The following is a 12,245-nucleotide window of genomic DNA, read 5'->3' as shown; positions in this document are numbered from 1 at the left end:
AGGGATTGTACTATTTCCATTAGGTGCTATGATGAAAATAGTACACCTCATTTTGGGGAGGGGGATATTACTCTTGCGGAGAACAGGAATTCTAGCAATTTGCCTTATTATTATTCTATTATGTCATCTTACTTTTTTATCCGCACAAAAGGTCTTCCAATCCGATTGGCAATTGCCTCAAGCGCTAAGTTCGAGTAGAGAGGAACATCGTCTAGTTCTTATTACGCAGGATATGGAAACACCGTTCTGGGACAAGGTGAGTGAAGGTTCCAGAAAACAAGCAGAACAAAGTGATGTGAGCCTTGAAGTATGGGGAAGTTACGGTAAGAATCAAGAGGACTTCCTGAAAAATATAGAAATTGCCATTCAGTCCAAAATGGATGGGATTATCATTCAGGGGCTGGATACAGAGGAATTCAAGGAACTGACGAAGGTGAAAGCCGCCTTTCATGGTATTCCTATAATAACGGTGGCAAATGATGTACCGATGGAGGAAAGCATTCGGCGTACGTATGTTGGTTCTGACCAGTATGAAGCAGGTAAAATGATTGCAAGACAACTATTGATGGATATGGGAAGAGTGGGGAATGTCGTACTCATGTATGATAAGAACCAGGAATATTATCAAAAGCGACGGATGGAAGGAATTCAGGATATCTTGAAATTTTACGATGATATCCATATGATCCATGCCACTACAGATGACACAAGAGAGCAGGTCATAACAACCACTCAAGCTGTGATGAACCAAGAGCCAAACATTGATGCGTTCATTGCCATCAATGCCAATGTGGCCGGTGCGTTGATCGGGGAGATAAGTAAGCGCTCCCAGGTCGAGCCCTACCATATCTATTCTTTTGACGATGGACCTGAGACCTTGACATTGTTAGAGCAAGGAAAACTAGATGGTGTCATTGAACAGTCTCCGGAAGAAATGGGGAGAAAAAGTGTCCAGCTCATGAAGGAATGGCTGAGCGGGGAAAGTGTCCCACTTGATAAGGACGGCTATCTGACTGATATCAGAATTAGGAAAGCAGCGGATGTCCAATGACAAGTATCCAAAAAAAGATTCTAACCCTTACAACGGTAGTATTGGTGATTATGTCAGCAATTTGGATAGCGCTTACATACTACAATCATAAAACTCACAAACAATATAACGATATCCTGCAACGGTATCTGAGCATGAATGAAGTGACAAAGGCGAGTCAACAGTTGGTCACAGATCTGAATAACTATACCATTGATCCGACTCAAGACAGCCTAGACCAACTGACGGCAAGCAAGGAAAAGGTCCAGCAGGCAAAATACGGTGTGCATCATTTAAGAAACACAGAAAACGATTTTACATTAACCAATTATATGAATTTAATCGATAGTTTGGTAGAAGCAGCCGACAGGTCCATTATGTTTCAATCAGAAAATGATACAGAAGCCTCTGCTCAGGAATTTGCAGAAGCCACACGGATTACCACCTATATTTCTGAAACGACCTTAACTCTAATAGATACAGAGTTAAATACATTTGACCCATTTTACAGGGGTATCATGGAACAATCCGGTGAAGTTATTAAGCTCGGAATATGGAGCCTGTTGCTAATAACTTGTTTGTTGCTCCTAGTCACCTATTGGTTCTCCCTTACGATTACACGGCCTGTATTTCAACTGACAAAAGCGGCCAATGAACTGTCCAAAGGGAATTTTGATCAGCAGGTAAAGATAGAAACCAAAGATGAAATTGCCTTTTTGGCAAGGACGTTCGATCGAATGAGAATCAATATAAACAACTTGATATCTGAGATTAAGCAGAAGGCAGCGCTTGAACGAGAGCTTCAAGAAAGTAAGCTTCTTTTGCAAGAAAGTCAGTTTAGAAGCCTGCAGAGTCAGATCAACCCGCATTTTCTATTCAACACCCTTAATACCCTTTCCAAAAAAGCTTATCTGGAAGGGTCCGAAGAGACTAGCGATCTCCTGGTGAGCGTTGCGGGAATTCTGCGTTACAACTTAAAGCAGCAAGACCGATCTGTAACACTTCATGATGAAATACAAGTATTAAATCAATATATGGACATACAGAAGGCACGTTTTACCGACCGTCTACAATTGCACTGGGATATTGATGAATCTTGTTTAGAGTTGAAAATTCCAGCCTTGACTCTCCAGCCAATCATTGAGAATGCCGTCATTCATGCGGTTGAACCGAAGGAGAATGGAGGGAAAATCTGGTTTCGAGTCAAAGTGGAAGGCAGCCGGGTAGTGATAGAAATTGAGGATGACGGCATGGGGATGCCTGAACAAAAAATCCAACAGATTCTAAACGAAGAATCCCCTCCACCTACAGAAGGCCACTCAACAGGTATCGGCTTCAGCAATGTCGTCAAACGTCTGCGCCTCTTCTACGGATATGATGATGTTATTGATATAAAAGGAATACAGGGCCAAGGAACAAAAGTTACATTGAAAATAAAGTGCTGAATACAGAATTTACCTGTAGATTGTCGTGCAAGGTGTGAGACTCCAGCCGGGGAGTAACGGTAGCTTGAGACCCCACAGGCTATGCCGAGAAGGCTCAAGCACCGTCCCGCGGAAAGCGAACACCTGGAACGGAAATCTACAGGAGTTATATAGGTAACTATAATACTGAAAGGAGTCGAACTGGATGATTAAACTCCTCATTGTAGATGATGAACAAATCGAGCGCGAAGGCATGCAAACCATTCTAGAAAGAAACTTTCCAGGCCTCCTAATCAAGCAGGCCAAGAATGGGAAAATGGCAGTAGAAATGGCAGACGACTACACTCCTGACCTTATTCTGATGGACATCAAGATGCCCGGATTAAATGGGTTAGAAGCTGTTGAACAAATCAGTGCAAAGCATCCCAATACAAAATTCATCATGGTCACCGCCTACGATACATTCGGCTATGTCAAAGCTGCCATCCAACTTGGTGTCAAAGATTACATTCTAAAGCCTAGCAAAATCAGCGAAATTAAAACAACAGTAGGGAAAGTACTTGAGCAAATAGAGCAGGAGAAGGCTCAGCAAATTAAAACAAAGCTCCAGGAAGCGGCACTTGAAAAAACACTGACTCTTGTTGAGACAGATGTTGTCACACAACTCCTCTTCGATCACGTGCATGAAGTTCATATAGACATGCTGATGGAGCTGCTTGATATCCCTTCCACGAATGAAATGTTTGCCATGATCGTACTTTTACCCCGAGGATCTGAATCCAATTATTCCATGATCAAGGATAAGGTAAGGCAGACTAAAAGCGGATGGGTAGGAGCACTTTATGGAAATCAACTGCCAATTATCGTGTTCCGGCAGCCAGATAAGACTTTTAGATCCCAAGCTAGTACACTTGCACGAGATATTCTGTCAATCTCTAAAAAAGGACAAGCTACCGATTGGTTTATTGGGATAGGAGAGGTTTGCAGCTCTCTTGACCAAGTTCGCCAATCCTATCAGGACGCCCTCATGGCTACAATGGACACTAAAGCGTTAACCAACTATCGTTTTTACACAGACATCCACACAAGTGTAGATGCTCACAACAGTAGCTTGGATAAAAATCAGCAAAAAGAAATGGCTGATCTAATCCGACTTGGCCAGTGGGGTGATGTTTATATCTATGTGATGAATATTCTTCAATGCTATGAAAAAGAAGGAGCCGATTTACTGCGTACACAACAACGAATGCTGGAAATTCTGTGGATTACTTCTCGCATATTGAATGAAATAGGAGTGGAAGCTACAACGCCGCTCTATTCTGTGCAAACAACAAATTATCGTCAGCTTCGTTCAGAAACAAAGCAGCTCCTTGAGGGGATGAAACAATCCTATGACTCGCACTGTAATCACTTGGAGGCAGACACCATTCAACAAATAAAACAATACATCATTGACCATTCACATCAAGATATATCGCTCGATACACTCGCCAGAAAAGTAGGCTTGAGCCCAATTTATATTAGTAAAATGTTTAAGGAAAAGCAGGGCATCAACTATATTGATTTCCTTACAGAATGCAGGATGGAGAAAGCGAAAAGACTGATGAGTAATTCGGAAAAGAGTATAAAGGAAATTACCTTTGAAGTCGGTTATCATGACCCCAATTATTTCAGCAAGGTATTTAAAAAAATGACCAACGTTTCACCAAAAGAGTATCGTAAAACACTGCTTCGAAATAAAGCTAACTAGCCAGAAAGGGTGGAGGAAATGGAGCTTAGAATACGTCGATTATTAACCATGTTTGTTATGCTGGCTCTGTTTTTTGTAGCCTTGGGCTGTGAAAAGATTGATCCCTCCCTTCAGGCAGAAGGAAAACCGGTTCAGAATACTTCCCTCCTGCAGGATGAAGAAGCAATGTCTAAGGAGGAAAAAATAAAAATTGGTTTTTCTATGGATACCTTAGAAGAGGAAAGGTGGCTGAGAGACCGAGCTTTATTTAAGGCAGCAGTAGAAAGCCTTGGAGCGGAAGTGGAAATACTGGCAGCAAACGGAGATGACGCCTTGCAGGTTCTACAGGCGGAAACTCTAATTAGCCAAGGTGTCGATCTCCTCGTAGTAGTCCCGCATAATGCAGAAGCAGCAGCCACAATCGTGAAGAAAGCTCATCTTGCCGGAATCAAGGTACTTTCTTATGACAGGCTTATTAAAAATGCAGAGATTGACCTTTATGTTTCTTTTGACAATGAACGGGTAGGAGAGCTGCAGGCAGAGGCAATCACAAAAATTGTCCCAAAAGGAAAATATGTTTATATTGGCGGAGCGGATACGGACAATAATGCCCACCTGTTCAAAAAAGGTGTCTTTAATGTCCTTCAGCCACTCATAGATAAAGGAGATATCACAGTAGTTTATGATCAGTGGACCAAAAACTGGCTCCCAAGCAATGCTTATGCCAACATGCAGGAGGCGCTAATTGCCAATGAGGGGAAAATAGACGCTGTAATTGCGGCAAACGATGCGACAGCAGGGATGTCCATTGAAGCACTCATGGAAATGGGACTTGCCGGAAGTGTTCCTGTAGCAGGACAGGATGCAGAACTTGCAGCCGCTCAGCGGATAGTTGAAGGTACTCAGACGATGACGGTGTACAAACCAATACCCACTCTTGCTGAAGAAGCGGCAAGGCTAGCAGTAGCAATGGCCAGGGGAGAATTTATAGACACAGACCGCAAAGTGAATAATGGGAAAGTGGAAGTGCCTTCTGTCTTGCTGCCGCCGATTGCTGTGAACAGGTCCAATATGGATGAAACGGTCATTGCCGATGGATTTCATTCAAAGGTGGATGTGTATAAAGGGGAGACACGATAACGGGCGTGTGATGAAATCTCAGAGGTACTCTGTTTAGAGCAACTCTGAGATTTTCTTGTCATTCTACATAATAGACTCTCTTTTCTAAAGCCTCCAAACAATACAATCGTCCTCCGTAAGCACAACCGCCATCAATTCCGATGATATTGTTCTCACCAAAGTAAACCTCAGGCTTTTTATGAAGGTGTTTTGTTGGGGTATGTCCAAAAACTACAGTTTTTTCTCCTTGGTACCCATTATGAAATTCATCTCTGATCCACACTAAGAGGTGAGGTTCCGTAAGTTCCAATGTTGTCTCAGGGTGTACTCCTGCGTGGACGAAAATATGGGTATCTGTTTCATAATAGTAAGGAAGGGTTTTTAGAAAGTCTAAATGTGGTCGAATTGCCTCATTTATGACAAGTGCTTCCGGTATCTCCTCTGTCGTATACCAATATTTCGCGTCGTCTTTTTCGATTTCGTACCCGTAATTCTGCAGGGTTTTAATGCCGCCGTTATAGTACCACCTTTTCAGATGAAGGGGATCTTCAGGCTGATAAAATGCGTCAACCATCATTTTATCGTGATTTCCCATCAGAGCAATCGCGCCTTTATCGGTCAATTCGATTACCTTGTCCAAAACCTGACGTGACTGTGGGCCGCGATCCACATAATCACCAAGTAGCAAGAGTTGGTCCTGCTTGCTGTCAAAGTTAATTATTGCAAGAAGCCTTTCAAATTTCTCTAAATCGCCATGAATATCACTTATTGCAAGGATACGCCTCAATGTCATCCATTCCTTTACTTATAATTATTTAAATTTTATCACAATTTTCGAAAAGCGAAATATAATATGCGATTTTCCATTATAATGATGAAAACGATAAATCGGTGGGAGGATGTTTTCCTTGAAAGCAATTCTAATCGGCGTAATAGCTTCTATGTTTTTTGCTGTCACCTTTATACTAAACCGTTCCATGGAACTCTCAGGTGGTAGCTGGCTATGGAGTTCGTCCTTGCGTTTCTTTTTTATGGTACCGTTTTTGCTTTTAATCGTGTGGTTGAGGGGAAATCTTGGACCACTATTTCGTGAAATGCGAACGGCCCCATTCGCTTGGTTTCTTTGGAGTGTTACTGGATTTGTCCTTTTCTACGGTCCCATTACATTTGCTGCCGCATATGGGCCGGGCTGGCTTGTCGCCGGAACATGGCAACTGACCATTATCGCTGGTGTTCTTTTAGGGCCTTTCTTCTATAAAATAGTGCAAGGAGTAAAGGTACGCGAACGTATCCCGTTGCGAGGGCTATTCATCTCCATCGTCATTTTTGCAGGTGTCCTATTAATTCAGACACAACAAGGAAGCGGTCTAACTGGATCTATGATTATTTATGGCATTCTTCCCGTAGCAGTCGCATCGTTTGCCTATCCGCTTGGAAACCGGAAGATGATGGAGGTGTGTGGTGGTAGGCTCGATACGTTTCAACGGGTGCTTGGTATGACTTTGTCCACTATTCCAATCTGGCTGATTGTTGCTGCAAGGGGTTATATGACAGTGGGTGCTCCAACGCAGGAACAGATTCTCCAAACCTTTATAGTGGCAATCTCTTCAGGCGTCATTGCAACCACCTTGTTCTTTATTGCAACAGACATGGTGAGAGGCAGTCAGGAAAAACTCGCTGCAGTGGAAGCGACTCAATCGACCCAAGTTTTGTTTGTATTGATTGGAGAGGTACTTCTTTTATCAACACCATTGCCGAATGGAATTGGAATGCTTGGGTTATTCATCATTATCATCGGAATGCTTTTGCATAGCTTCTTTACTCAAAAAAGAATAAAGCCAAAGCAACTGGCTGCATGAAGAGTGAAATTCCACCTGGAATCACTCTTTTTTACTGTTTTTGAAATTATAAAATAATCGAATTGTGGAATAGTCTTCATGCTAAGTCTTCATTGTCGTGATGAAGACCTGAGTGAGGAGAAAAAAGGAGGAGGGAAGTCCTCATATCCGTTATGAAGACATGAGTGAGGAGGAAAAAGGAGAAGAGAAGTCTTCATAGCTGTTATGAAGACATGAGAGAGGAGAAAAAAGGAGGAGAGAAGTCCTCATAGCTGTTATGAAGACATGAGTGACAAGGAAATAACAAAACAAGTGACTTCATCGCCGGTTTAAAGTGATTTTTTATTTTAAAGAATATTTTTTTTGCGATTTTCCAAAATAAAAACATCACGTCCCCCAACGGTTTTCAAGAGGTCTGACAATCCTTTACAAAAACTATATGACATTTGTCATACTCTACATATGACACCTGCTACTAACTAATTTTTTTAAATTGGTTATAATAAATTTTATCAAGTCAACAACGAAGGGATTTAATAAAATGTCAATTCAAAATGAAATGAAAAGCCTTAAAAAACAAGTTGCTCCTTTCGAAAAATCGCAAACTAAAAAGAGTATCTGGCAGTTGATCAATACGCTAACGCCATTTTTCCTGTTATGGTATCTCACTTATATAAGCCTGTCCGTATCCTACTGGTTGGCGTTGGTACCAGCAATCTTTGCAGCAGGATTTATGACACGTATCTTCATTATTTTCCATGATTGTACGCATCACTCCTTTTTCAAAAACCGAAAATGGAACCGTGCAGTAGGTACTCTGACGGGAGTTCTAACAATGTTCCCGTTCGACCAATGGGGACATGACCACTCCGTTCACCATGCTACAAGCGGAAATTTAGACAAGCGCGGTGTTGGTGATATCTGGACACTGACTGTTGAAGAGTACAAAGCAGCATCATTAAAGACTCGTATCTCCTATCGTCTATATCGAAATCCTTTGGTTATGTTCGGATTGGGACCAATCTATACTTTCCTAATCAGAAACCGTTTCAACCGTAAAGAAGCAAGACAAAAAGAACGCAACAATTTATATCTGACAAACGTGTTAATCGTTGCTGTAGCTGTCCTGTTAAGCTTAGCTATCGGTTGGCAGGCATTCCTGATTGTACACGGCACCATTTTCATGATCGCTGGAAGTGTGGGGATTTGGTTGTTCTATGTACAACATACGTTTGAAGATTCCTACTTTGAAATGGATAAAGATTGGGAATATGTATTAGCTGCAGTAGAAGGAAGTTCCTATTACAAGTTACCAAAAGTACTTCAATTTCTGACTGGAAACATCGGTTACCATCATATCCATCATTTAAGCCCAAGAGTGCCGAACTATGAACTGGAAAAGTGCCATCACAGCACTCCACCGCTTCAACACGTACCAACCATTACATTGGCTACAAGCTTAAAGTCATTGAGATTCCGTCTATGGGACGAAAAGAGCAAAAACTTTGTGACGTTCAGAGAAGCGAAGAAAATGGTTCAAAACTCAGTTTCTTCAGCGGAAATGAAGCCAGAAGTATAACATATTCGAAACCAGCCCTGTTAAATTGAAGGGCTGGTTTTTTTTTGATGTGGCACTTGAAAAAATGATTATTAAACCGATATAAAGGTTGAGGTAACTAGGAAAAAACAAAATATTACAAATAAATATAGATTTAACCATCTGTTACTTGTATAATTATGGTGATATATAGGAGAAAAGCACGAAAATACATAATGTAACTTCAGGAGAGAAATTCGCACAATTACACCGAGATAAGTAAAAAAAATAATGTGTAGGGGGATTTAACAGTGAGAAAATTTGGTATGCTTGCTTTCTTTACAATTTTATTTTTAGGGGTTTCATTAGGGTTATCTTCTAATGCACAAGCTGCAAGTGACGCAGACATTGAAAAGGCATTAGAAATCATTGATGCAGCAAACACGGAAATGGATCTAATTATTGAAACGGGTGTACAAGATGCAGACGCGTTATGGGCTGTGTACCTAGAAGAATTAGAGGTAATGAAAAATGAATTGGAAACTTTGGATCAAGAGATTGCTAGAGTAGAAACAGACTTAACAAACGCAACAGAAGCTTCTCAGCAAGAGGGGTTAAACGTAGCACTATCTGCGCTTCTACAAGAGAAAGCCTTGTTAGAAGAGCGTATGGAACAAAGAACTGCTCAATTTGATCAAGAAGTTGACGCAATCATCACGTACGTTTTTGATATTACTTTACTAATGACACAAGAGACAATTGACGAAGTTGCAGAATACGGCGTCGTAGCTGAGTGCTTCTGGAAATACGTAAGATTTGCTGATCGTTGGGCTTGGATTGATCCGGTAAGAGTGGTAGAAGTTTAATAGTGTTAAAACCGTAGAGCGAGTCAGAATCTAGACTCGCTCTTATAAGATAAAGGTGAGTGATTAAAGTGGCTTTTACAATTGGCAAGAAAGGTACTAACTTAGAACAAGTTACTTTCGATAACTATGACATGAGCCTTCTTGCTAAGGGGAATGGTACAGAGGTAATATTGCAAACTATTGAGAGGGGCAATATTTTCTATGTCTATCCTAGCGAAAATGAAGGTGTAATGGAATTCTTTTATATTCTTGAAGGGCAAATTACGTGTGAAGTAGATGGAGAAAAAATTAGTTTAGGCCCAAAAGATTACTTTACTGCTACAGATATTGAAGTACCTATACATTTTACAGCTCTAACAGAAGTATCTTATATTTGGGTTATCACAGAACCCACATTCCATGAATTGAGTACTAGCGTTAAAGCATTGAAAGAAGTAGTCCATAAAGTAGAAAGTAGAGATGTATATACTTTTGACCACAGTAAAAGAGTTGCAAAGTATTCAGTGAAGATAGCCAAAAAGCTCAAACTATCTACAGATAGACTTGAGAATCTCTTCATTGCTTCAATTCTTCATGATATTGGAAAAATAAATATTCCCTCTGAAGTTTTAAATAAACCTGCAAAACTAACGAATGAAGAATTTGATTTAATAAAAAAACACCCAGCTGATGGTGCTGAAATGGTAAAAGACTTGTATTATGGTGACACCATTGCCACCATCATTGAACAACACCACGAACGACTGAATGGGGTTGGTTATCCTCAAAAATTAAAGGGTGACGATATCCTCCTAGAAGCCCGCATCATAGCAGTCAGCGACACTTTCGACGCCATGACAGAAGATCGTGCGTATCGAAATGCTTTTACTCCTGAGTATGCAATTGATGAACTGCAAAGGCTCGCTCCTTCTCAATATGATCCTGATGTTGTCAACGCACTTATTGAAGTTCTTCATGAAGAAGGTAAATTAAAAGTAACAAGCTCTGAAGCGTAATTCCATGCTTTAGGGCTTTTTTTATTTGTCCATTTTCGACTCACCAAGGTCTTCATTAAACAACACAACACATACAAACTTTTAAAAATGAACAAAATGGGTAATGTATTTAAAGGGGGAGAAAGAATCAATAAATTTATTTATACATAATGCAAAATTAACTAATTTGTATTATAGATAATTCGGTACTTCAATGAAAACTTCAATGAAAACTGTAAAAAATACAAACACATTTTAGGAGGAAATCAATTATGACTAAACATATATTAATGGTAGTAACTACTGCAGATAAAATGAAAGATGGACACGAAACAGGACTATGGCTTTCAGAATTTGGTGAAGCGTATGTTGAATTTGATAAAAAGGGCTATGACATTACGGTAGCAAGTCCACTAGGCGGGAAATCACCTGTTGATGCTAGAAGCTTAGAGGGTGGAGAAACTCCTCAAGAAATATTGGATACAGCAAAATACCTTGAAAATACGAATAAATTAGATGAGATTACAGACGTATCTAAATTTGACGCGATCTTCTTGCCAGGTGGTCATGGTACCATGTTTGACCTACCAGATAACGAGAAATTACACCAAGTGATTCGCGATCTGTATGAAGCGGACAAGCTGGTAGCAGCAGTGTGCCATGGTCCAGCAGGGCTTGTAGGAGTGAAGCTTTCCGATGGAACGCCACTTGTAGCTGGCAAAACAGTAACGGCATTTACTGATGATGAAGAAAGAGAGACAACATTAGATAAATACATGCCATTCTTATTAGAAACACGCTTACGCGAATTGGGAGCGGAAGTTATTGTAACAGATAACTGGACAGACCATATGCAAGCGGACGGAAAATTAATCACAGGTCAAAACCCGCAATCTACCATCAGTGTGGCAAAAGAAGTAGTAAAACAACTAGGCTAAACACTTTCATCCTGTAAGCAATAAAAATCTTGCTTACAGGAATTTTTTTGAAAATCATCGGAGAAGGAGGGGGATATTGATGAAACCTATTACAATTAATGCGATTATGACTGCAAAACCTGGTATGGAAGATGACCTGTTTCAGGAAATGCAGAAAATGGTGGCACCGTCACGTGCTGAAAAAGGCTGCGAAGAATATACGCTTCATCAGTCCGTTGAGCAGGAAGGTGTTTTTGTGTTCTATGAAACCTGGCAGGATGAACAGGCTTTAAAGGAACATGTAGCAACAAAACATTATCTAAACTACCGCCGAAAAATTGAAAGTTTAGTGGAAAAACGGGAAGTGTATAGACTAACCAAGGTCTAATTTTATGTATGGAATTGCACCGTCCTTCTTAGAGAAGAACGGTGCTTTCTTATAGAAAAGGAATTTAATAAGCGACCGGAAATACAGCCGTCACATGTGATTTCTGATTTAAGAGCCGTGTTGGAAGCAATTGAGAACAACATGGGGATTAATGCGCTGCCTACCTATCTTATAAGGGATTCAATTGAGGCTGGAAAAACAAAGATATTGTTCCCACAACTTGCGGTAGAAAACACTATTTACCTGGCTTATAAAATGGAAAACCAAGATCATCCGCATGTTCTGGAGATTTTGAGGCGGTTGAAGCGGTAGGGGTTGAGGGGGACGTAAAATAGGAATGGCTTCTCAAGGCCTGAAGCGTGGTGGAGAGTGGAAGACGGTAACAGAGGAAGCGCCTCAAGGCCTGAAGCGTGGTGGGAGATT

12 protein-coding genes are annotated in these 12,245 nt (G+C 40.7%); 11 read left to right on the top strand and 1 reads right to left on the bottom strand.

Annotated elements, in window-relative coordinates:
- Window positions 1-73 precede the first annotated feature (73 nt).
- The 4 genes from M313_RS0100865 to xylF all read left to right on the top strand — a co-directional run bounded on the left by M313_RS0100865 (window position 74) and on the right by xylF (window position 5,323).
- Window positions 74-1,051 (top strand): sugar ABC transporter substrate-binding protein, encoded by a 978-nt coding sequence (locus tag M313_RS0100865; protein ID WP_010191586.1) that lies wholly within the window; start codon window positions 74-76, stop codon window positions 1,049-1,051.
- Window positions 1,048-2,475, top strand: a complete 1,428-nt coding sequence (locus M313_RS0100860; RefSeq protein WP_010191585.1) for a sensor histidine kinase — start codon at window positions 1,048-1,050, stop codon at window positions 2,473-2,475. Before M313_RS0100865 ends, M313_RS0100860 begins: the two co-directional genes overlap by 4 nt.
- A gap of 184 nt (window positions 2,476-2,659) precedes the next feature.
- Entirely contained in the window at window positions 2,660-4,204 is a 1,545-nt protein-coding gene (locus tag M313_RS0100855; RefSeq protein WP_010191584.1) for a response regulator, read from the top strand.
- An 18-nt stretch (window positions 4,205-4,222) separates the two neighbouring features.
- Window positions 4,223-5,323 (top strand): D-xylose ABC transporter substrate-binding protein, encoded by a 1,101-nt coding sequence (gene xylF / locus M313_RS0100850; RefSeq protein WP_010191582.1) that lies wholly within the window; start codon window positions 4,223-4,225, stop codon window positions 5,321-5,323.
- Between the two features lie 58 nt (window positions 5,324-5,381).
- Here the strand turns inward: xylF and M313_RS0100845 are convergent, their stop codons facing one another.
- On the bottom strand, window positions 5,382-6,089 hold the full coding sequence (locus M313_RS0100845; protein WP_010191580.1) for a metallophosphoesterase family protein: 708 nt from the start codon (window positions 6,087-6,089) through the stop codon (window positions 5,382-5,384).
- A gap of 121 nt (window positions 6,090-6,210) precedes the next feature.
- On the opposite strand from M313_RS0100845, the gene M313_RS0100840 reads away from it, so the two are divergent.
- From M313_RS0100840 to M313_RS26885, 7 genes are all read left to right on the top strand, one after another.
- Window positions 6,211-7,161: a DMT family transporter gene (locus M313_RS0100840; protein ID WP_010191579.1), complete on the top strand. Its 951-nt coding sequence runs from the start codon at window positions 6,211-6,213 to the stop codon at window positions 7,159-7,161.
- 520 nt (window positions 7,162-7,681) lie between these two features.
- On the top strand, window positions 7,682-8,719 hold the full coding sequence (desA, locus tag M313_RS0100835) for a Delta(5) desaturase DesA (protein ID WP_010191578.1): 1,038 nt from the start codon (window positions 7,682-7,684) through the stop codon (window positions 8,717-8,719).
- Between the two features lie 269 nt (window positions 8,720-8,988).
- Window positions 8,989-9,543: a hypothetical protein gene (locus M313_RS0100830; RefSeq protein ID WP_010191577.1), complete on the top strand. Its 555-nt coding sequence runs from the start codon at window positions 8,989-8,991 to the stop codon at window positions 9,541-9,543.
- 68 nt (window positions 9,544-9,611) lie between these two features.
- Window positions 9,612-10,538: an HD domain-containing phosphohydrolase gene (locus M313_RS0100825; protein WP_010191576.1), complete on the top strand. Its 927-nt coding sequence runs from the start codon at window positions 9,612-9,614 to the stop codon at window positions 10,536-10,538.
- 251 nt (window positions 10,539-10,789) lie between these two features.
- Window positions 10,790-11,455 (top strand): type 1 glutamine amidotransferase domain-containing protein, encoded by a 666-nt coding sequence (locus M313_RS0100820; protein ID WP_010191575.1) that lies wholly within the window; start codon window positions 10,790-10,792, stop codon window positions 11,453-11,455.
- 79 nt (window positions 11,456-11,534) lie between these two features.
- Window positions 11,535-11,822, top strand: coding sequence for a putative quinol monooxygenase (locus M313_RS0100815; protein ID WP_010191574.1), 288 nt, complete (start codon window positions 11,535-11,537; stop codon window positions 11,820-11,822).
- Window positions 11,823-11,873: 51 nt separating this feature from the next.
- A complete protein-coding gene (locus M313_RS26885; RefSeq protein ID WP_083800841.1) occupies window positions 11,874-12,134 on the top strand; it encodes a LysR substrate-binding domain-containing protein in 261 nt (86 codons plus the stop codon).
- Window positions 12,135-12,245: the final 111 nt, after the last annotated feature.

Origin of the sequence: Bacillus sp. m3-13 (assembly GCF_000175075.1) — a bacterium.
GTDB classification, from domain to species: Bacteria; Bacillota; Bacilli; order Bacillales; family Bacillaceae_I; genus Sutcliffiella_A; species Sutcliffiella_A horikoshii_C.
Note: the sequence above shows the minus strand (reverse complement) of the source record. Positions and strands in the feature narration are given on the sequence as shown.

Bases quoted from the DNA above. Each gene is read 5' to 3' on its own strand.
- M313_RS0100860 (WP_010191585.1), top strand. From the start codon at position 1,048: ATGACAAGTATCCAAAAAAAGATTCTAACCCTTACAACGGTAGTATTG.
- M313_RS0100855 (WP_010191584.1), top strand. From the start codon at position 2,660: ATGATTAAACTCCTCATTGTAGATGATGAACAAATCGAGCGCGAAGGC.
- xylF (WP_010191582.1), top strand. From the start codon at position 4,223: ATGGAGCTTAGAATACGTCGATTATTAACCATGTTTGTTATGCTGGCT.
- desA (WP_010191578.1), top strand. From the start codon at position 7,682: ATGTCAATTCAAAATGAAATGAAAAGCCTTAAAAAACAAGTTGCTCCT.
- M313_RS0100820 (WP_010191575.1), top strand. From the start codon at position 10,790: ATGACTAAACATATATTAATGGTAGTAACTACTGCAGATAAAATGAAA.
- M313_RS0100815 (WP_010191574.1), top strand. From the start codon at position 11,535: ATGAAACCTATTACAATTAATGCGATTATGACTGCAAAACCTGGTATG.